Origin of the sequence: Chitinivorax sp. B (assembly GCF_005503445.1) — a bacterium.
GTDB lineage: Bacteria > Pseudomonadota > Gammaproteobacteria > Burkholderiales > SCOH01 > Chitinivorax.
Window position 1 is genome coordinate 46,165 of sequence record NZ_SCOH01000012.1, and the last position, 20,994, is coordinate 67,158.

The 20,994-nt window shown below is 49.6% G+C and carries 18 protein-coding genes; 2 read left to right on the forward strand and 16 right to left on the reverse strand.

From position 1 onward, the window contains the following. The first annotated feature begins 35 nt into the window (after window positions 1-35). Complete coding sequence (mfd, locus tag FFS57_RS09430) at window positions 36-3,440, forward strand: transcription-repair coupling factor (RefSeq protein WP_137937538.1); 3,405 nt, start codon at window positions 36-38, stop codon at window positions 3,438-3,440. Between the two features lie 11 nt (window positions 3,441-3,451). Continuing rightward, a complete protein-coding gene (gene serB, locus FFS57_RS09435) occupies window positions 3,452-4,306 on the forward strand; it encodes a phosphoserine phosphatase SerB (protein ID WP_137937539.1) in 855 nt (284 codons plus the stop codon). Window positions 4,307-4,347: 41 nt separating this feature from the next. On the opposite strand, the gene FFS57_RS09440 is transcribed toward serB, so the two are convergent. The 16 genes from FFS57_RS09440 to ispG all read right to left on the reverse strand — a co-directional run bounded on the left by FFS57_RS09440 (window position 4,348) and on the right by ispG (window position 20,974). Further along, window positions 4,348-5,892, reverse strand: coding sequence for a fatty acyl-CoA reductase (locus FFS57_RS09440; RefSeq protein ID WP_137937540.1), 1,545 nt, complete (start codon window positions 5,890-5,892; stop codon window positions 4,348-4,350). Between the two features lie 12 nt (window positions 5,893-5,904). Continuing rightward, entirely contained in the window at window positions 5,905-6,915 is a 1,011-nt protein-coding gene (locus tag FFS57_RS09445) for a DUF2156 domain-containing protein (RefSeq protein WP_137937541.1), read from the reverse strand. A 113-nt stretch (window positions 6,916-7,028) separates the two neighbouring features. After that, window positions 7,029-7,676, reverse strand: a complete 648-nt coding sequence (locus tag FFS57_RS09450; RefSeq protein ID WP_137937617.1) for a class I SAM-dependent methyltransferase — start codon at window positions 7,674-7,676, stop codon at window positions 7,029-7,031. A 366-nt stretch (window positions 7,677-8,042) separates the two neighbouring features. Then, window positions 8,043-8,750 (reverse strand): TIGR01621 family pseudouridine synthase, encoded by a 708-nt coding sequence (locus tag FFS57_RS09455; RefSeq protein WP_137937542.1) that lies wholly within the window; start codon window positions 8,748-8,750, stop codon window positions 8,043-8,045. Between the two features lie 76 nt (window positions 8,751-8,826). Beyond that, window positions 8,827-10,122, reverse strand: coding sequence for an adenylosuccinate synthase (locus FFS57_RS09460; RefSeq protein ID WP_137937543.1), 1,296 nt, complete (start codon window positions 10,120-10,122; stop codon window positions 8,827-8,829). A 14-nt stretch (window positions 10,123-10,136) separates the two neighbouring features. Further along, on the reverse strand, window positions 10,137-11,306 hold the full coding sequence (locus FFS57_RS09465; RefSeq protein ID WP_137937544.1) for an ATP phosphoribosyltransferase regulatory subunit: 1,170 nt from the start codon (window positions 11,304-11,306) through the stop codon (window positions 10,137-10,139). Between the two features lie 29 nt (window positions 11,307-11,335). Beyond that, complete coding sequence (locus FFS57_RS09470; RefSeq protein WP_137937545.1) at window positions 11,336-11,521, reverse strand: DUF2065 domain-containing protein; 186 nt, start codon at window positions 11,519-11,521, stop codon at window positions 11,336-11,338. Further along, window positions 11,521-12,405 carry a protease modulator HflC gene (hflC, locus tag FFS57_RS09475; protein WP_137937546.1) on the reverse strand — a complete coding sequence of 295 codons (885 nt, stop codon included), beginning with the start codon at window positions 12,403-12,405 and terminating at the stop codon, window positions 11,521-11,523. The genes FFS57_RS09470 and hflC overlap by 1 nt, the downstream gene beginning before the upstream one ends. Before the next feature lies 1 nt (window position 12,406). Then, complete coding sequence (gene hflK / locus FFS57_RS09480; protein WP_137937547.1) at window positions 12,407-13,606, reverse strand: FtsH protease activity modulator HflK; 1,200 nt, start codon at window positions 13,604-13,606, stop codon at window positions 12,407-12,409. Further along, window positions 13,607-14,767 carry a GTPase HflX gene (hflX, locus tag FFS57_RS09485; RefSeq protein WP_137937548.1) on the reverse strand — a complete coding sequence of 387 codons (1,161 nt, stop codon included), beginning with the start codon at window positions 14,765-14,767 and terminating at the stop codon, window positions 13,607-13,609. It lies immediately after the preceding gene. Window positions 14,768-14,856: 89 nt separating this feature from the next. Next, window positions 14,857-15,105, reverse strand: coding sequence for an RNA chaperone Hfq (gene hfq, locus FFS57_RS09490; RefSeq protein ID WP_137937549.1), 249 nt, complete (start codon window positions 15,103-15,105; stop codon window positions 14,857-14,859). A 193-nt stretch (window positions 15,106-15,298) separates the two neighbouring features. After that, a complete protein-coding gene (gene der, locus FFS57_RS09495; RefSeq protein WP_137937550.1) occupies window positions 15,299-16,627 on the reverse strand; it encodes a ribosome biogenesis GTPase Der in 1,329 nt (442 codons plus the stop codon). A gap of 12 nt (window positions 16,628-16,639) precedes the next feature. After that, complete coding sequence (bamB, locus tag FFS57_RS09500) at window positions 16,640-17,767, reverse strand: outer membrane protein assembly factor BamB (protein WP_137937551.1); 1,128 nt, start codon at window positions 17,765-17,767, stop codon at window positions 16,640-16,642. Continuing rightward, complete coding sequence (locus FFS57_RS09505) at window positions 17,764-18,399, reverse strand: YfgM family protein (protein ID WP_137937552.1); 636 nt, start codon at window positions 18,397-18,399, stop codon at window positions 17,764-17,766. The genes bamB and FFS57_RS09505 overlap by 4 nt, the downstream gene beginning before the upstream one ends. Before the next feature lie 23 nt (window positions 18,400-18,422). Then, window positions 18,423-19,682, reverse strand: coding sequence for a histidine--tRNA ligase (gene hisS, locus FFS57_RS09510; protein WP_137937553.1), 1,260 nt, complete (start codon window positions 19,680-19,682; stop codon window positions 18,423-18,425). Between the two features lie 14 nt (window positions 19,683-19,696). After that, window positions 19,697-20,974 carry a flavodoxin-dependent (E)-4-hydroxy-3-methylbut-2-enyl-diphosphate synthase gene (gene ispG, locus FFS57_RS09515; RefSeq protein ID WP_137937554.1) on the reverse strand — a complete coding sequence of 426 codons (1,278 nt, stop codon included), beginning with the start codon at window positions 20,972-20,974 and terminating at the stop codon, window positions 19,697-19,699. Window positions 20,975-20,994 lie beyond the last annotated feature (20 nt).

Consider the following 20,994-nt stretch of genomic DNA (forward strand, 5'->3'; position numbering starts at 1 on the left):
AATCGACGGTTTACTGTGACTGGTTTGTACGTCCCATGCGTTTTCAAGCTCCTTCGCTGAAACCGGGCCTGCGCAGCGCAGCCCCAATCCTGGCAGGCAGTGCCGATGCTTGGTATTTGGCCCAACTGGTTGGTAGTCACGGCCCCCTGCTGATTCTGACTGAAACTAGCCAACATGCGCTCAGATTGTTGGATGAGTTGCGTTATTTTGCCCATGGCAAACAAGTGTTGTTATTGCCTGATTGGGAAACACTCCCCTATGATCATTTTTCACCTCATCAGGATTTGATTTCCGAGCGCTTGGCCACTTTATGGCAAGTTCGCCAAGGAGATTTCGACGTTCTGATCGTTCCAGCCAGCACGGCAATGCAGCGACTGCCACCAGTGGAATACTTGGCAGCTCATACGTTCTTCCTGAAAATCAAAGAGAAGATCGACCTAGACAAATTGCGCGGACAAATGACCCTGGCAGGTTACCAGCATGTCACCCAGGTTTACAGCCCAGGGGAATATAGCGTACGAGGTGGGCTGATCGATCTATTCCCGATGGGGTCTACCCTGCCCTACCGTATCGACCTGTTTGACAATGAAATCGATACGATTCGTACCTTTGACGTCGACACTCAACGTAGTATCTATCCTGTTCGGGAAATTCGCCTGTTGCCAGCACGAGAGTTTCCCATGGATGACAACAGCCGAACCACCTTCCGCCGGAATTTCCGTGAACAGTTCGAAGGTGACCCCTCCCGCTCACAACTGTACAAGGATATTGGCAACGGTTTGGCATCTGCGGGTATCGAATACTATCTACCACTGTTCTTTGACAAGACTGCCACACTGTTCGATTACGTTCCGTCCAGTATTGTTGTTGTAACCCATCATGATGTGCATCAGGCAGCCAATCGTTTTTGGCAGGATACCCAGTCCCGCTATAGGCTGCTGGCTGGTGATAAGCAACGCCCGCTGCTTCCGCCGACAGCACTTTTTCAGGCTGCTGACGAACTGTTCACAGCGCTCAAGCCTTATCCGCGTCTTGATGTGGTTGCGCCAGGTGATATTGATACCAACGTCAGCCAGACATTACCTGCCATTCAGGTAGATCGTCGGGCTGACAATCCGCTCACTAGGCTGGATACATTTATTCACAGTCATCCTGGACGAGTCTTGATACTGGCCGAATCCCTTGGTCGCCGTGAGACCATGTCCGGCTATTTGGCTGAGTATGGCTTGAAACCCACACTCCTGGAGGACTGGGCTACCTTCCGGAGCGGTGATGCAGATTTCTGCCTGGGTGTAGGGCTGGTACAAGCAGGCTTTATTCTGGCTGATGGTGTTGCTGTCATTACGGAATCAGAGCTTTATGCCCATGTAACCCGTAACAGGGAAAGCCGACAAAGCCGAAAGCCAGCATCGGACACGCTGTTACGTGACTTATCAGAAGTCAAAATTGGCGATCCGGTAGTCCACGAACAGCATGGCATTGGCCGCTACATGGGCCTTGTGAGCTTAGACCTGGGTAATGGAGAAGATGAATTTCTATTACTTGAATATGCTGGTAGTGACAAACTCTATGTACCCGTTTCCCACCTTTACCTGATCAGCCGTTACAGCGGTGCAGCACAAGAAGACGCCCCCCTGCATAAGCTGGGTAGCGGCCAGTGGGAAAAAGCCAGACGCAAAGCAGCTCAGCAAGTTCGCGATACAGCAGCCGAGTTGCTCAATCTTTATGCCCAACGTGCTGCACGACAAGGTCATGCCTTCACATTAAGCGACCATGACTACCAAGCATTTGCCGACAGCTTTGGGTTCGAAGAAACGCCAGATCAGTTATCTGCCATTGCAGCCGTGATTCAGGACATGACCAGCGGTCAGCCGATGGATCGACTGGTATGTGGTGACGTCGGCTTTGGTAAAACAGAGGTGGCATTACGTGCAGCCTTTGTGGCAGTCATGGGTGGCAAACAGGTAGCGGTACTGGTACCTACGACCTTGCTGGCGGAACAGCACTATCAGAATTTCGGCGATCGCTTTGCTGATTGGCCGATAAAAATTGCTGAGCTGTCACGTTTCCGATCATCCAAGGAAATCAATACGGCTTTGAAGGGGTTGGAGGAGGGGCATATCGATATCGTGATCGGTACGCATAAACTGGTACAACCCGATGTCAAATTCAAAAATCTCGGCCTGGTGATAATCGATGAAGAGCATCGCTTTGGTGTGCGCCACAAAGAGCAACTAAAAGCATTACGCGCCGAGGTGGATGTGTTGACACTCACCGCCACCCCAATCCCTCGCACGCTTGCCATGTCACTTGAGGGAATTCGTGATTTCTCGGTCATTGCAACTGCCCCCCAACGACGCTTGGCGATCAAAACGTTTGTGTCACGTACTGATGATGGCATCATTCGCGAAGCTGTGTTACGTGAGCTGAAACGTGGTGGACAGGTATTTTTCCTGCACAATGAGGTGGAAACCATCGAGAACATGCGGGAGAAACTGGAAAAACTATTACCGGAAGCCCGCATCGGCATTGCTCATGGTCAGTTACGCGAACGCGAACTGGAAGCCGTCATGCGAGACTTTCACTCACAACGGTTCAATGTCCTGCTTTGCACCACCATTGTTGAAACTGGTATCGATATCCCCAATGCCAATACGATCGTCATCAACCGTGCAGATCGCTTTGGCCTTGCCCAGTTGCACCAGTTACGTGGCCGGGTTGGCCGATCACATCATCAGGCTTACGCGTACCTACTAACCCCCGATGAGACCGCTGTTACCGTTCAGGCCAAGAAGCGTCTGGAAGCAATACAGATGATGGAAGAGCTGGGCTCGGGTTTCTATCTGGCCATGCATGACCTGGAAATCCGAGGGGCTGGTGAAGTTTTGGGTGAGTCACAATCAGGTGAAATGCAGGAAATAGGCTTCAGTCTTTACAGCGCCATGCTGAACGAGGCAGTGAAAGCACTGAAGAAAGGCGTGGAACCTGATCTGAACCAGCCACTGGGTGTCACCACAGAGATCAATCTGCATGCACCAACGTTGCTACCCAATGAATACTGCCCTGATGTGCATGAACGCTTGGTGATCTACAAGCGTTTGGCCAACTGCGACACACAAGACGAGCTGGATGAAATGCATCAGGAATTGATTGATCGATTCGGGCTGCCACCCGAACCCGCCAAGACATTACTGGAATGCCACCGCCTTCGCTTGGCAGGCAAACCTTTGGGTATCAAGCAAGTTGATGCCACCGAGCAAGCCATCCATGTCCAGTTCATTCCGAATCCACCGATTGATCCAATGAAGATCATTCAGCTGATTCAGAACAATCGTCAATACAAGTTGGCAGGGCCGGAGAAACTGAAAATCGAAGCCAAACTGGCTGATTTACAGCCTAGAATCCGTCTGCTGAAAGACTTCTTCAAGGCTCTTGCCTAAGGATTTGCTCCATGTACAAGCTTGTCATTCAGGCACCCGAGATTGCCACACAAAACCTCAAGCACCTTGCACATCTTGCCAATGCCCATACCATTGAGGCCATTCCACACTCTAGTATGGACACACAAGCCTTCCGCCTTCTCGGGGCAGATCCCCAGACACGATCCGACATTGCCATCTTCTGTGACGAAGCGGCCTATGACTTTGCCTTTGTTGAAAGTAAACGCAAGTTGAGTGATTTTGGTCTGGTTGTGATGGATATGGATTCCACCCTGATCACAATTGAGTGTATCGATGAAATCGCCGACATGCAGGGTATCAAGGACAAAGTCGCAGCCATCACCGAACGCTCAATGCGTGGAGAGTTGGATTTCAGCCAGTCACTTCGCGAACGCGTAGCATTATTGGCCGGGCTGGAGGAGTCTGCACTGACGCGAGTGTATGAAGAGCGGCTGGCATTGACGCCAGGTGCGGAGCGCATGCTGCACCAAGCTCAAGCTGCGGGGCTACGTACCCTGTTAGTATCAGGCGGCTTTACCTTCTTCACCGAGCGCCTGAAAGTACGGCTGGGGCTAACCTACGCACACGCCAACACCTTGGAGATCGAAAATGGCAAACTGACTGGACGTCTGATTGGCGGCATTCTGGATGCACAGGCCAAGGCTGACTGGCTGCTGCGTATTCGTAACGATCTACAACTACGACCGGATCAGGTCGTCGCCTTGGGGGATGGTGCCAATGACTTGAAGATGTTGGCACAGGCAGGCACGGGCATTGCCTTCCATGCTAAACCCGTCGTGCGCCAACAGGCTGCATATACCATCACCCATGTTGGACTTGATGGCTGGATCAACTGGTTTATGTAGTTCATCAACATGGATAGGGGTTGTCATAAACCCTCTATCCATTACCCCAGGCTTTTAGCCGAAATCGGCACCTCCTTCTCCACCACCTCGTCGACACGATCAATTCGCTGATGACGGTCCTGCAAGGCATATCGGTTCAAGCCCGCCATATGGATTTTGCACAGATAGGTGGGCCAGTCAATAAGACGGGCATCGACAGGAAACAGCTGTTTATCCAGCTCTCCCATCCGATCTGCCAAATTCATCAATTGTTCGTTATGGAATACATAGCGTGGTGATGTATAGAAAGAAAATACTGTTGCCAATGTTTGTGTCGTTTGCAATGCCTCCAACGCAGGCCAGGAGTCAACAGCACCCAATAGTCTGCGGATCTTGCCGATAAGAGACAAACCTAGCTTCGCAAAAACCAGGCCAGCCAAAAAAGTCGTTCTGCTCACCGTGCAAAATTGATGTGTCGGGGCCTTATAGAACAAGCGATCATAATGCTGCCAATGCTGCCTGGCTTCCGCTTGTAACAATTCGATCAAGAAGCCCAAACAGATGGGATTGGCAGCCCCGCTACAGACTTGGTAAATGCGCTGTCTATCAGGATCAAGTACAGCCTCTGCCGTGGCCAACAGAATGCCATTGGCCACCAGATCGGCCGGCACAATATCGATTACCTCATCCAGCTTGGCTGGAAAAAAAGCAACTTTCCGTCTGGCATAGGCCAAGATGATTGCATCTGCGACCTTCACGCCTTCGATCCATCCAGGGGCTGGATCACGTAGCGTACTTTCGACAATCGAGGGCCTGACGATGGTCAATGTCTTACCGTACGTTGCTTTCAATGCAACCTGCTCGCCCAGCCATTTCGTAAAGGTATAGGTGTCATTCCAACCATAGGCTTGGGCTTGCTGAATGCCCAATTCCCTAAGCTTGTCGCTCAGCTTTGATGTCGCCCCCCACTGCATACACACTTGCTGAATCTTACACTCAAGCTCGGTCAACACGGTGTCAACTTCATAGTATCCGGCTGGATTGAATGGGATTACACCACGGGAGGGGTGTACCAAAGCCTCTCGCATTGCGCCCCGATTGAAACCATTCACGTAGCAGGTGGAAACCTGAATAAAAGGAATCGAATCCGCCGATTCCACCAATGCCAGCAGGTGCCGCACACTATAAGTATTGATGGCTAATGCTTGGTCCAGCGCTTCACGAAAATTGACACTGGCAGCGACATTGATCACAAGGTCCACCCGTTGCGCCAAGGCCCTTAAGGCTACAGGTGACATGCCTAGATCGGGTAGAGTCAGCTCCCCCGTTACACATTCGATACGGTCCTGCCAAAAGGTTTGAAAACTATCCTGATATACCCCCCGCAACCGGTCAAACACTGAAGAAGTCATTACTTGCTGGCGAAAACGCTGTGCCGCATCCGGAAAATTGGCATTACCACGTAATAGCACCAATACCTTGCCCACCTCCGGTATGTCGTATAGCAGTTTTTCAAGTACCACCTTGGCAATGAAGCCTGTTGTACCCGTCAGCAGAATTCGCTTGCCCGCCAGTGCCGAGCGCACGGTGGAAAATGGCTGCGACATTTCATCCCCCGGTCAGATAATGCGCGTCAAGCGGAACATACCTGCCATTGCCAATGCTGGTAGAGCATTCCGGTGACAGCAATAGGTCTTGGTTACTTGACCGTCAAATCGTGATTTTGCAAATTGCAGTCCTTTGAAGTTGTAAAGCATGTCTCCACGCTCGCGAATCACTGACATCAAGCTGCGCAACAAGCGGCTCTCTTGTGGTTCGCACTCATCTGCCAACATCAACGGAACCAATCCTAGATCCACATAAGCTACTCCCTCATGTCGAAATACGTCGATTGCATATGCCATCAAGGCATACCACAACCCTTGCTTGAAGAGTGCGCAAGATCGAGAGATATTCGGAACGTAGCCGACCAGCTTGCCATCCAGATAAATTGGATCGAAAAACACAAAAGCAACAGCCTGACCTTCATGGTAGGCATAGAAATATCGCGTGTTTTCTTTGTAATCCATTAACATGGGACGGATCAGAAAGCGAATTTCATTGTTCTTGCAGCGCCGAGTTTTAATCCAGGCTTCTGAGATGGTTTTGGTGTATCGGTCAAATGGACCTTCCTTGATCTCGATACCTTGCACTTTGGCCTGATTGATCGCCGTACGAATAATCTGCTTCCTGGCGCCCCGCAAATGCCAGTTACTCAACTCAATACGCAATTCCGAGCCAAACTGCGTACCATAATAGCCATGTTTCCAATGAAGATGATCCACCACAGCTTTACTGACCTGAGCAAAGGCAGCATTGGGAAAATGGGTTACAAACTTGTCGAGTATGATATTGAGATGTTTAGGATCACAAACCGGATCACTCAGTACAAACTGCATACCCCAATACCGGGCATAACTCATAAATCCAATGCCGGGTACATCAAAGTACTCCATATCAGGTTGCATGGTCGAAAAGGCCATTGCATGTGCACCATGTTGCATCAGATAGCCTACCCGCTCGCTATGGCTGAACATGTCAATGGACGGTTGTAACGACGCTGCATCCAGCACGAATACTTGATCTTGCATTTGCGCCACTCCCTCTCTACTGAACCGCCTTACCAACTGACATGTTTGCCAGACAAACCTTCCCACGCAACATTCAGCCCTTTGGGGAAAGCAATCACTGCTTATGAACATCATCACGTAGCTTTTTGCCCCATGATGGACCAGTAGCAATTTAGCAATAGCAGACGGAAATGCTTTTTCTCAGTCACATCCAGACCAAGCTGGCGCATGGTTTCGGGATAGTTATAGATATTGTGGAAAGCGTTATTGGCAAATAGCCAGAAGAACCCAACGGCTAGATACCAATACAATGTTTTAAACAAGCGGGAGAGAAGATTACCTGAGGGAAATGAGAAGTCACCAACAACAATCCGCGCCTTAGGCTTACCAAGCTTGATCAGGTGCGCTAACACCTTCACCATCATCTCGTGCTCAAAAACATTCAGAAAGAAGTTGGCCACTACCATGTCATAGTGTTCAAACTCGATGACATGCAAAATATCGCAATGTACTCTGCGAATGGTGACGTTGACTCCGCTCTTTTCGAGGTTCTGTTGAAACTTGTTCAACATAGTTTCTGAGAGATCGACCACCGTCACATCTGCACCACGTTGTGCTGCATAGACCGCATCCATTCCATGCCCTGCCCCCGCAAACAGCACCCTATCCCCCGGCTTAAGGTGATCTAGCATCGCGACTTTGCAATGTTTAATGGATTTGCCGCTGTATAGGTTGCTCAGCAAATCATAAAAATGGCCTATAAACTTATAGTGATCCTTCATCATCTCCTCCCTTTACATGCTCCTGGCGCATATGACCTTATGGTTGGTCATGGTGCAGGCCTCTAATCACTACACTTACTCCAACTGTTGATATGCAACCACTGCAGACTGGCAATTGGAAATGGCCAACTTGCCGGCAACAATATAAAGCTATTACTCTAATTTGGATCGAGTATAAGCTCTAACTTGAACCTTGTCATATGGTTTCTGTTTGGATTAACCAATCAGATCAAGGTCCGTTCATGTGTCATGACAATATTTGGGAGAACTGCAAAAAGCAGAGATGGCGCAAGTTGCACACCGCTTGTTTCAGATCTGTTGGCTTTATCAATCGCCAATCTCATCAGGATGATATTCAGTAGATACTCAAATGCGGGGCCATGGCAATGCCCATGGATTGAGTAATGACTCTAACTTGTTGTCATTCATCAGTTGAAAATATCCCCCAACGTTTGGCCGTGCCTGCAACAAGTAAGGCTGCCCCGATAGCATCAATCGCAGTGTATAGGCATGGAGATACACGCGATCCACGGCCTCCATCTTTCCACCATAAAGCGTATCGCCCAAAATCGGAGCCCCCAATGACTTCATTGCCACTCTGAGTTGATGAGTCTTCCCGGTGCGGGGACGCAATAGAAAAAGACGTAATCCCGGTTGCAGCGAATAGCTAAAAAATTGGGTAATTGCGGGGTTTTCAACACTTGATGACAAACGCCAGGCACCACCCCGCCCTTTCTGCATATCCCCTTTGATCAGCCCTTGCTTCTTACGAGGCGCACGATCAGACAGTGCCAAGTAGTATTTTTCGATTTGCCCTGTCTCAAATTGCCAGCCTAACTCACTTGCCACTGCTTGCGATTTGGCAAATATAACCAAACCTGAAGTTACTTTATCGAGACGATGAACTGGAAATAACGTTTGCAACCCACATTCTGCACGTATCCTATCAATCAACGATTGCTGGTCTGACTGACGATGGAATTCAATACCAGGTGCTTTGTCCACCACCAGTAAATGCACATCATCAAATACAATATTGAAAGCAGGTGTGCTGTTCACAATTTGTGTTTTCATCAATTGAACTCGTGGCAAACCGAAAATGCAAAACGGGCGGTATACCGCCCGTTTTCAGTACTGCAGCCAACTGGTATCAAGCCAAGTAAGGGTGACGTAGCACGATAGTTTCTTCACGATCTGGGCCCGTCGAAATAATATCCACCGGTGCCCCGCATACTTCTTCGATACGTTTCAGGTAATGTTTGGCGTTAGCTGGCAAATCCTCATACCGCTTGATACCTACAGTACTTTCGGACCAGCCTGGCATTTCTTCATAGATCGGTTGACAACCAGCCAATTCTTCTGCCCCTACAGGCAGAATATCAGTCGGTTTACCATCAATGACATAACCGGTACATAGCTTAATGTGCGCCATGCCATCCATCACATCCAGCTTGGTCACACACAGACCAGATACACCGTTTACCTGAATGGAACGCTTCAGTGCCGCAGCATCAAACCAGCCACAACGGCGTGGACGACCCGTTACTGAGCCAAATTCATTGCCACGCTTGGCAAGACCGGCACCTACATCGTCAAACAATTCCGTCGGAAACGGACCAGAACCCACGCGAGTGGTATAGGCTTTGGTCAAACCCAATACATACTGCAGCATTTGCGGCGCAACGCCTGCACCAGGTGATGCAGCACCTGCCACACAGTTGGACGAAGTAACAAACGGATAGGTACCGTGATCCACATCCAGCAAGGTACCTTGCGCACCTTCAAACAGCATATTTTTACCGGCTTTGTTCATATCGGCCAGAATGCGGGATACGTCACCTACCATCGGGCGAATCTGCTCAGCCAAAGCCAAGGTTTGCTCCAGTGATTGCTGGAAATCAACAGTAGGAGCCTTGAAATAGTGCTTCAATACGAAGTTGTGATAGTCCAGCACCTCACCCAGCTTGGCCGCAAAACGCTCACGGAAGAACAGATCCTGCACGCGAATGGCACGGCGAGCGACCTTATCTTCATATGCGGGCCCAATACCACGACCTGTCGTGCCAATCTTGGCTTCGCCCTTGGCGGCTTCACGAGCCTGGTCAATGGCTACGTGATGCGGCAGAATCAACGGACATGCTTCAGAAATAGTCAAGCGGGATTTAACGTCCACACCAGCTTCTTGCAACTCACCGATTTCCTTCAGCAGGGCTTCGGGAGACAACACCACGCCATTACCGATAAAACAAGCCACGCCTTCGCGCAAAATACCAGATGGAATCAAGCGCAGTACAGTTTTCTTGCCACCGATGACCAGTGTATGACCGGCGTTGTGACCACCCTGGAAGCGGACAACCCCTTCGGCATGATCGGTCAGCCAATCGACGATTTTTCCTTTACCTTCGTCACCCCATTGGGTGCCGATCACCACGACGTTTCTTGACATAACAACCTCTTGTTTCAATTGCACCGGCCGAAGGGAACGACCTGCCATACACCGCCACGCTTTTGCAGCTCACGGTCAACATTCAATTCCACCACATGGGCTTCGTGCCCGGGCAGATTGATCACCACAATCTCATTATTGGTACGCAACGCTCGAATCACCTGATATAAGGCTGAATCATCCGGAGCGTAAGGTGCCAGTATCGCCTTCTGCGCATCGCCGAGTTCTAATTTGCCAATCAGCTCACGTAAATCGAAACTGAACCCAGTTGCCGGACGCGCACGCCCAAACTGTCTGCCCACATTGTCATAACGCCCCCCCCATGCAATAGCATTGGGCCAACCTTCAGCATAAGCAGCAAAAACCAGACCATTATGATAGTGTGCCGCGCGCAGTTCTACCAAATCGATCCCTCCCTGCGCTCCAATAACGTTCAACTCTGCCATGACACGATCCAATTCATCCAAAGCATCATTGATGCCCGGCAATAGCGGCAGGTTGGCACGTGCCTGCTCAATCACGTCTCGACCACCGTTCAATTCTGATAAAGAACGGAAAGCCTTGCGAGCAACATCTGGCAACGGGTCTGTCAAGGCAACCAGTTCTGCTACATCCTTGTTCTGATAGGCGGCAAACAATGCTTGTTCTTGTTCGGCATTCAAATCGAAATGACCTACTAATGAACGATAGACGCCTGCATGACCGATATCCAGCTGCGCACTTTGCACACCGAGCAATGCCAGACAGTCCAATAGCAGGGTCATGATTTCCAGATCAGCTTCAATACCCGCATGACCATAGATTTCCGCGCCGACCTGCAACTGCTCACGACTACCCAGCAAACTAGTGGGCTGAGTCTGCACGACACTCCCTGCATAACATAAGCGAACAGCCCCCTGTCTGTTCAACAAATGCGCATCAAGACGAGCAACCTGTGGGGCAATATCTGCGCGCAAACCCAACTGACGACCACTTAATTGATCAACCAGCTTGAAGGTTCGCATATCCAAATCGTGATCACCTTCACCTATTAGTGACTCGGTGTATTCGATTAACGGGGTACTGACCAAATCGTAACCACAGCTATGGAACAAATCCAACACTCGGCGACGCTTCTCTTCAACCAGCCTCGCTTCTGCGGGCAGAATGTCAGCAATATACTCAGGCAACAACCAGCGATGCATGGGCAATACTTTCGGAATTGGCAGAAAATTCAGGCCAGAAAAGCTAATGTCAATAATCCGGCAACGATTGAAATCAAGCCGATGAAGCGCAATTGACCATCATTGAAAGCAATCAAGCGGGAGAATGTCTCCCGCCATAGCTTCGGCAACAGGAGTGGCAGTAACCCTTCTAACACCAACATAAGTGCCAGTGCCGGCAAGAGTGTCTGCCACATTATTTACTTGCCCCTTTACCAGGACTCTTCAGATATTTGAAGAAATCCGAACTTGGATCAAGCACCATTACATCACTCTTGTTACGGAAGCTTTGCTTATAAGCATCCAAGCTACGATAGAACGAATAGAACTCAGGGCTCTGGCTGTAAGCTTCTGCATAGATAGCAGCAGCTTTGGCATCACCTTCACCCTTGATCTCCTGAGCCTTTTTGTAAGCCTGTGCCAAAATCACTTCGCGTTGGCGGTCTGCATCAGCACGAATTTTTTCAGACTCTGCAGCACCTTCCGAACGCAATTCATTTGCCACACGTTTACGCTCTGCTTGCATCCGGTCATACACCGCACCAGAAATATTTGTCGGAAAATCGACACGCTTGAGTCGGACGTCGACAACCTGCACACCATACTCAGCCACTTCACCATTGGTACGTGACATCAATGACTCGATCACATTCGAACGACGTCCTGAAATGATCTCGGATACAGTGAGCTTACCAATTTCGTCTCGCAGGCCTCCATAGACAATTTGACGTAATCGATCAGCCGCCACACCCTCTTGTCCCCTGAAGGTCTTGAAGAATTTCTCGACACTGACAATCCGCCACTTGATATAACTGTCAACCAAAACGTTCTTCTTTTCCTGCGTCTGAAAACGATCCGGCTCTTCTGCATCAATCGTCATGATGCGTTTATCAAAGTAACGAACGTTTTCCAGCAAAGGTTTCCTGAAATGCAGGCCAGGCTTATCGATCACCTGAATCACTTCGCCAAACTGAAACACCATTGCAAACTTGCGCTGATCAACACGGAATGCGCTACTCCAAGCCAGCATCAACACCAGCAGGCCGATCGCAATGCCAGGCAAAATCTTGTTGTTTTCCATATCAACGCCCCTCCCGCTCACGACCACGGTCTCTACTTCGCCCTAATTCGACAGACTGAGTCATCACTTCTACAGGGGCGCGCTGTAAGTTATCAGCGCCATTCACAGAGGATGAGGACACCGTTGCAGACGGATTACTCATTTGCATCAACTTATCCAGAGGCAGATATAACAAGTTGCTCCCTGCCTTTTGGTCAACAACCACTTTGCTTGTATTAACCATGACTTGCTGCATCATATCGATATACATACGCTCACGTGTTACAGCAGGAGCCTTTTTATATTCCGCATAAATCTGATTGAAGCGGCTAACATCACCCTCAGCAGTCGATATTACACGTTGGCGGTGGGCAACAGCTTCTTCATGTAGACGCGCAGCTAAGCCTCTTGCCTTGGGCACAATATCATTCGAATAAGCCTCACCTTCACTCTTCAAACGATCTTTGTCCTGGCCGGCCTTATTCGCATCATCAAATGCGGCTTGCACTTGCTCAGGTGGCTGAGCATTTCGCATTTGTACACTGGTGATTTTGATACCAGAATTGTAACGCTTGAGCATGGCAGCCATCAGCAGTTCAGTATCTCGTGCGATCAGCGCCCGCCCCTCGTTCAAGGTGAAATCGATTTTGTTACGGCCGACCACTTCTCGAATAGCTGATTCCGCCACCTGTAATACCAAATCTTTTCCGTCTGAGTCATTGAATGCGTTATTGAACAAGAAATCTGATGCGTTTGCGATTTGGTATTGAACGGCAAATTGCACGTCAATGATGTTCTGGTCACCCGTCACCATCAATGCCTCTTCAGGCACTTTGGTACGACCACCACCACGATGGCCTACTTCCACGGCACGAATGCCAGACATATTGACCACCTCATGACGTTCAATCGGAAAAGGCCAGCGCCAGTGCAACCCAGCTTGGTCTACTTCATCGACCAGCTTACCAAAGCGAGTGATAACCGCATGTTCACTTGGATCAATCGAATAGAAGCCACTGGCGAGCCATAAGGCGGCAACCACACCACCAATGATTCCCGCACCGCCGGCAAACACTTTCCCACCATTACTGGAGGGCTGCTCACCACTGGGCTTTCCGCCAAACATGCCTGACAATTTTGCTGTAAATTTTTTGATCAGTTCGTCAAGATCCGGGGGGCCGTCGTTTCCACGCTTGCCCCATTGTGGGTCGTTTTGCGCCATCTAGTTAGATCCGGTGTTGTTGGTATTCAGATGCAAAGGCATCGTTGGCTGTGAGGAGCCCTGATCAGACCGCTGCGCCTGGACAAATTCAGTGATTGCACCGCGCAGCAGGTCCAACCCTTCGCCAGTGCGTGCACTCAGGCGAACGGCCGAAATTCTATCATACTCGTCCCGCTCCACCGCCGATGAGACCCCTTTTAGGTCAATCTTGTTCCATACAATCAGCTGCGGAATGGAATTTGCTCCAATTTCGTGCAATACCTTATTGACCTCCTCCATCTGCTTATCCCGCCCCTCTTGATTGGAGTCCACCACGTGCAATAGCAAATCAGCACGAATGGTTTCTTCCAATGTGGCACGAAATGCCTCAACCAGGGTGTGAGGCAATTGCCGTACAAAACCAACGGTATCAGAAAGCACCACATTGATCTGCGCATCTAGAAACAGCTTCCGACTGGTTGTATCTAGCGTAGCAAATAACTGATCGGCCGCATAAGTCTTGGCTTTAGTCAATGCGTTGAACAACGTGCTCTTGCCTGCATTGGTATAGCCTACAATCGAGACGGATATGCTGCCAGCGCGATCTCGCCCTTTACGCTGAACTTGTCGCTGACGCTGTAAGACGGCAAGGCGATCCTTCAAGGTTTTGACACGCTTCCCAAGCAAGCGACGGTCAGTTTCCAACTGAGTTTCCCCCGGACCACGTAAACCCACACCACCCTTTTGTCGTTCCAAGTGAGTCCAGCCACGTACCAGACGGGTCGACATGTGCTCCAACTGGGCTAATTCGACCTGCAGTTTACCTTCGTGACTACGAGCACGTTGTGCGAAGATATCCAGAATCAGTGAAGTCCTATCCACCACCCGGCACTGCATGCGTCGCTCCAGATTACGCTCCTGTGCTGGCGATAGCTGATGGTTGAAAATGACTACCTGCGCACCATAGGTCCGTACAACTTCGGCAATCTCGTCCACTTTTCCGGAACCTGCAAATAGAGCAGGATCTGGCCGTGAGCGTTTCCCTTGCACCACTGCCAACGTGACGATACCAGCACTGGAAGCCAGTTCACGCAGCTCAATCAAACTATCTTCATAGTCTGCATCACCAAAGTCGAGGCAGACAAGTACGGCTTCATCGCCGCCTTGATGTCGGTCAAACACTAAATTCAGATCTCAAAGAGAGGTTAGGGCGCAGAAAAGCACATTGCATGGCAATGTGCTTTCTCAATATGCGGATGGAGCAGAAAAAATCAAGCGTCTGCGTTATGCGCAGGCTGTTCGTAAGGAATGCTGACAGAACGAGCAGGAACCACAGTAGAGATAGCGTGCTTGTACACCATCTGAGTAACTGTGTTCTTCAACAGCACGACGTATTGATCAAAAGATTCGATCTGACCTTGCAATTTGATACCGTTTACCAAGTAGATGGAAACCGGTACATGTTCTTTTCGTAAAATATTCAAAAACGGGTCTTGTAGCATTTGCCCTTTATTGCTCATTCTTCACTCCGCTGGGTAATGTAGAAGTTCTTATCCTTGTCAACTTTACTGCAATTTCTAGCGAAAAGCCAGAAAACAGGCCATTACAAATGCATAGTAAGCACAAGTGCAATGGGTTACAGCCAAATCGACCTAACGAGGTTCGAAGCGACGCCATCGTCAGCCAAACAAGCTGACGATGGCAGGAAGTCATTCAGTCCTTATCGGCAAAAGGATTGTGTGACTGCTTGAACTGGACACGCAAAGGCGTGCCTTGTAGTTTGAACACTTCAATGAAAGTATGTTCCAGATAACGAACATAGCTTTCCGGAATTTCATCCAGACCACTACCATGTACTACAACAATCGGCGGATTCATCCCACCTTGATGGGCATAACGCATTTTTGGTCTAACCGGCCCTTTTCGTGGAGGTGCCTGTTTTTGTACAGCAGACAACAACACGCGAGTTAATTTCGGCGTCGAAAGATTAGCCATCGCTGCCCCATAAGCAGCATCAATCGACTGGAACAAACCAGCGACTCCTTTGCCTTGTAATGCCGAAATAAAGTGGAATTTAGCAAAGCCAAGGAACTTCAGTTTGCGATCCAAATCATGCTTGATCCGATCGCGCCGGTAATCGTCCAAGCCATCCCATTTATTGATGGCCACAACCAAAGCACGACCACTTTCCAAAATAAAACCAGCAATGGCAGCATCCTGATCGGAAATTTCTTGCTGCGCATCCAACACCAGTACAACTACATTGGCATCTTCAGCAGACTGCAACGTCTTAATCACTGAAAACTTCTCGATGGCCTCTTTCACTTTACCGCGCCGTCGAATTCCAGCTGTATCAATAATGGTGTACTGCTTGCCACTACGTTCAAAGTCGATATAGATACTATCGCGCGTAGTACCAGGTAAATCAAACGCGATCACCCGCTCTTCGCCCAAAATACTATTCACCAATGTCGATTTACCGACATTGGGCCTCCCTACTATGGCAAATTTCGGGTGGGTCGATTTACCTTCTTCTTCCGCTGATACATCTGGCAGATTTGCCAGCACTTCCTCCATCAACTCACGCACACCTTCGCCGTGAGAAGCAGAAATCGCAACGGGATCACCTAATCCAAGCTCAAAAAACTCCGCTGTCACGGTGGAACGATTCATGCCTTCTGCTTTGTTCACTACTAGATGAACATCACGACCACTTCGCCGCAACTTATCCGCAATCGTTTTATCCTGTGCAGTCAGACCATTCCGACCATCCACAATAAAGATAACAACATCGGCTTCGTCAACGGCCTGTAGAGTTTGCTTGGCCATCTCATGCAGAATACCTTCTTTGACCACCGGCTCAAATCCACCAGTATCCACCACCAGATAAGGCTTGCCGCCAACACGACCATGGCCATAGTGCCGATCCCGTGTCAGGCCTGGCATATCAGCCACAATCGCATCACGCGAACGTGTCAACCGATTAAACAAGGTTGACTTACCAACGTTGGGTCGCCCAACCAATACAACTGTGGGTTTCATTACTACCCTCCGTCAGTTTGCAAATAACGCAAAAATTCCGCCACGCTCCGTTTGAACGACCACCTGATCGCCAATGACTATTGGTGCGGTCCGAATTGCGGAACCGTCAGTCTTGATTCGGGTCAGGAAAGACCCATCATCTGCTGACAAAAAGTGAACATAACCTTCAAAATCCCCAACAACAACAAATCGTCCCATTACTACTGGCGCAGAAATTCCACGAGCAAACAAGCGTGCTTGTTTCCAAAGATTACGGCCTGAACGCTTTTCATATGCCAAGATCGAGCCTTCATCATCTGTCACATAGACTTTGCTGCTGTCTGCAGCCAACCCCACCGAACTGGATACATCCCGGCTCCAGCCAGGATTGCCATTACTGGCATCAAAACAGCTAACCTTACCTTGAAACGCCACGGCACATATAACATCTACATCCACAACCGGAGCACTAGTCACATCTGAAATACGCTCCAACTCAGTTGCCCCTTTTGGTTGAGCTACGACAGCATCCCACAATACGTTGCCATCATCACGTCGCAATGCAACCAGCTTGCCAGCGGGCAACCCCGCATACAAGATGCTGCCTGCAGCAACGACAGGCGCATAACTACGCAAGGTCAAAGCAGGAATAGCACGCTGAAACACCCAGCGTCGTTTACCATCTTCCAGATTGAATGCTGAAACATCACCATTACTTGCATGGACGATGACAGCATCCCCTGCAATAACCGGTGTTGACACTACTTCAGTGCCAGCTAAAACTTGCCAGCGCAATTTACCGCGACCGTCATACAGATAAAGCACGCCCTTTTCGCTGGCCACTGCAACATTCCCACGCGATGCAGCAACACCAGATGACAGTTTGCCAGCGGCTCGCCATCCCAGGATACGTTTACCAGTCGACAGATCAAATACAGAAATGTCTCCATCACGCTCTGCGGCATAGACCTTTCCGTCATCTATAGCAGGTCTGAAGACAAAATCGTCGGCACTACCAATATCCTGACTCCACATCACTTTTGCTTGAGCATAATCAGTAATCTGGGTCAGCTTGGCTGGTTCTGGCGCATTATCTGTACTAGCGCATGCCGCAAGTATGCCGATCAGGGCTACCGCCAAGGTTAAACGGGTACGAATCACTTGGTGTCTCCAAGTGCATCAAGTTTCATCTGTACCAGTTGATAGCTTGGCGCAGTTTTTTCTAGCTTATTCAGGGCATGTTGATAGGATTTGGCCGCGTCAGTAGGCTTAGCTTGGGCCAATTGAATATCACCTTTCATTTCCGCAAACTGAGCTGAAAACGCATCAGCAGGTGCTGCATCCAAGGTTTTCAGCGCAGCATCATACTGCTTCTGATCCAACTGAACTGCTGCCAGACGTAACCTGGCAACATCCTTGATCTCCGCTTCGCCGGCATTTTCAATGACCCAACTAAGTTTCTCCGTAGCGGTCTTCAAATCATCTTTATCAAAAGCTTGCTTGGCTTCCATCAATGCCGCACGAGACGCATATGGTGTACCAGCAAATTCTTGAGACAACTTACCGGAAAATTCCTTGATTTTGGCAACATCGTTCTTTTCGAATGCCTGCTCAAGGGCTACATATTCCGTCGAAGCCGCTTGAGCACGACTCAAGTTATGATGCTTCCAGACTTGACTACCAGCCAATACCAGAATGGCTGCACCTGCAACAGCAACGATCAAGCCGCCATACTGTTTCCAGAACGCCTTCATGGCATCCAGTTGTTCTTGTTCCTGCAAATCATAGGCCATATTTTTGCCTTACTTTTCAAAAGTTATTGCTTAATCAGATCTACAGCTTGCTGCTTCGAAACTGTCTGCTGCACGCCATCACTCAACAAAGGCTTGACCGATAGCACTTCAGCAGAAGCCTCATTTTCGCCCACAATTACAGCAAATCGGGCACCGCTAGCATCCGCTTTTTTCATTTGGGATTTAAAGCTGGCTTGTCCGCCATGGAATACAACCTTCAATCCTTGCGCACGAAGTAATTCAGCCGTTTGCATGACATAGGCACCAATATTGTGCCCCTGATGAACCAAATAGACATCTGGCCGTACCTGTGGCGTCTCAATACTCTGTGCTTGCATCAGCAGCAGCAACCGCTCTATACCCATGCCAAAACCACAGGCAGGTGTCGATTTGCCACCAAGCTGTTCGATCAGGCCATCGTAGCGCCCACCGCCACATACCGTTCCTTGCGCCCCCAGTTCATTGGTTACCCATTCAAATACAGTCAGATTGTAATAATCAAGTCCGCGCACCAGCCGCGGATTAATCGTGAATGTAATGCCACAGGCCATCAGCAACTGCTGCAATGTTTCAAAATGTGTGCAAGATGAATCACCCAAGTAATCTGACAATTTAGGTGCTGCATCACAGATTGACTGCATTGCGGGATTTTTACTATCCAGCACACGCAGCGGATTGGTATGTAAGCGACGCTTACCATCCTCGTCGAGCACATTTTGATGCTGCTCAAGATAATGAATCAGAGCCTCACGATGACGGAGACGCTCGTCGCTGGTACCAAGCGAATTCAATTGCAACTCGAGATTATTAAGACCCAAACGCTTCCATAGTGATGCGGTCATCAACAAAAGCTCCGCATCGACATCAGGGCCTTCAAACCCCAATGCCTCCACACCCACTTGGTGGAATTGGCGGTAACGCCCCTTTTGAGGACGTTCGTGGCGATACATTTGCCCCGAATACCATAAGCGCTGCGGCCCACTATGCAACAGGTTGTGTTGAATGACTGCTCTCAAACATGATGCGGTTCCCTCTGGTCGTAACGTCAGCTTGTCGCCATTAAGCGAATCCTCAAAGCTGTACATTTCCTTTTCAACAATATCGGTTACCTCGCCAATCGAGCGGACAAACAAGCTTGTCTCTTCAACAATCGGGGTACGGATATTTTGATAACCATAGGCTGCAGCCCAATCACGGACAGTAGCTTCAAAAAACTGCCAGGTATCACTTTCACCGGGCAAAATATCATTCATGCCTTTTATGGCTCTAATTTCTTTTGACATTGATATTGTGATCGTTACGCGACAGGTTTGACCGCAATCGTACGCGGCTCCTTGGGTTTTAGTTTTTCGCCACGACCATATCTGGCAGCGACATATTCATCAACGATGGCTTGAAATTCGACAGCGATCGATTCACCTTTAAGAGTGACATAGCGCTCACCATCCACATACACAGGTGCGACTGGCACTTCACCAGTCCCTGGCAATGAGATACCAATATCCGCCAGTTTCGACTCACCCGGGCCATTCACCACACATCCCATAACAGCCACTTTCATATCGGCCACACCAGCATACCGATCCCGCCAGACGGGCATTTGCAAACGCAGCCAACGCTGAATATCCCGAGCCAGCTCCTGAAATACCGTACTGGTAGTGCGGCCACAGCCTGGGCAGGCCGTTACCTGAGGGGTGAAGGAACGCAACCCCATCGACTGCAGCAGCTCTTGCGCAACTAATACTTCCTGCGTGCGCGACTCGCCAGGCTGAGGTGTCAGCGAAATACGGATAGTATCACCGATCCCCTCCTGCAACAGGACGGCCAGCGCCGCACTGGAAGCAACAATCCCCTTTACGCCCATCCCTGCTTCGGTTAGGCCGAGGTGAAGTGCATATTCACAACGTTTGGCCAAATCGCGGTAGACCATGATCAGATCCTGTAATGCACTCACCTTGCAAGATAGTACGATATCTTCGGGCTTCATTCCGAGCGCAACAGCCTGAGCGGCACTTTCCAGTGCGGAAGTGATCAATGCTTCCCGCATGACAGCATCCGCATCCCAAGGCTGCACTCGACCCGCATTTTCATCCATCAGCCTTGCCATGACAGCCTGATCCAAGCTACCCCAGTTCACACCAATGCGGATTGGCTTGCCATAGCTCAAGGCAAACTCAATCATTTGCGCAAACTGCTCATCGCGTCTGGCGCCTTTTCCTACATTACCGGGATTGATACGGTACTTAGCTAAAGCCTGTGCACACTCAGGATGCGCTGCCAATAGCTTATGACCATTAAAATGAAAATCTCCGATCAAGGGAACAGGACAAAACAGCCGATCCAATCCTTCTCGAATGGCTGCCACAGCCGCAGCTGCTTCCATACTATTGACGGTGATACGGACCATTTCAGCCCCTGCACGCCAAAGCTCATCAACCTGCGCAATGGTTGCCTGGATATCTGCGGTATCGGTATTGGTCATGGCTTGAATGACCACCGGCGCATCACCGCCGACGATCACTCCACCCACAATAGCCTGCTTGGCTTTACGCCGAGGAATTCCTGTCCGAAACATCCACAACCTCTATACACGTT

Excerpts from the sequence above, each read along its gene's own strand:
- mfd (WP_137937538.1), top strand. The coding sequence starts at position 36 with ATGCGTTTTCAAGCTCCTTCGCTGAAACCGGGCCTGCGCAGCGCAGCC.
- serB (WP_137937539.1), top strand. The coding sequence starts at position 3,452 with ATGTACAAGCTTGTCATTCAGGCACCCGAGATTGCCACACAAAACCTC.
- FFS57_RS09440 (WP_137937540.1), bottom strand. The coding sequence starts at position 5,892 with ATGTCGCAGCCATTTTCCACCGTGCGCTCGGCACTGGCGGGCAAGCGA.
- FFS57_RS09445 (WP_137937541.1), bottom strand. The coding sequence starts at position 6,915 with ATGCAAGATCAAGTATTCGTGCTGGATGCAGCGTCGTTACAACCGTCC.
- FFS57_RS09450 (WP_137937617.1), bottom strand. The coding sequence starts at position 7,676 with ATGAAGGATCACTATAAGTTTATAGGCCATTTTTATGATTTGCTGAGC.
- FFS57_RS09455 (WP_137937542.1), bottom strand. The coding sequence starts at position 8,750 with ATGAAAACACAAATTGTGAACAGCACACCTGCTTTCAATATTGTATTT.
- FFS57_RS09460 (WP_137937543.1), bottom strand. The coding sequence starts at position 10,122 with ATGTCAAGAAACGTCGTGGTGATCGGCACCCAATGGGGTGACGAAGGT.
- FFS57_RS09465 (WP_137937544.1), bottom strand. The coding sequence starts at position 11,306 with ATGCATCGCTGGTTGTTGCCTGAGTATATTGCTGACATTCTGCCCGCA.
- FFS57_RS09470 (WP_137937545.1), bottom strand. The coding sequence starts at position 11,521 with ATGTGGCAGACACTCTTGCCGGCACTGGCACTTATGTTGGTGTTAGAA.
- hflC (WP_137937546.1), bottom strand. The coding sequence starts at position 12,405 with ATGGAAAACAACAAGATTTTGCCTGGCATTGCGATCGGCCTGCTGGTG.
- hflK (WP_137937547.1), bottom strand. The coding sequence starts at position 13,606 with ATGGCGCAAAACGACCCACAATGGGGCAAGCGTGGAAACGACGGCCCC.
- hfq (WP_137937549.1), bottom strand. The coding sequence starts at position 15,105 with ATGAGCAATAAAGGGCAAATGCTACAAGACCCGTTTTTGAATATTTTA.
- der (WP_137937550.1), bottom strand. The coding sequence starts at position 16,627 with ATGAAACCCACAGTTGTATTGGTTGGGCGACCCAACGTTGGTAAGTCA.
- FFS57_RS09505 (WP_137937552.1), bottom strand. The coding sequence starts at position 18,399 with ATGGCCTATGATTTGCAGGAACAAGAACAACTGGATGCCATGAAGGCG.
- hisS (WP_137937553.1), bottom strand. The coding sequence starts at position 19,682 with ATGTCAAAAGAAATTAGAGCCATAAAAGGCATGAATGATATTTTGCCC.
- ispG (WP_137937554.1), bottom strand. The coding sequence starts at position 20,974 with ATGTTTCGGACAGGAATTCCTCGGCGTAAAGCCAAGCAGGCTATTGTG.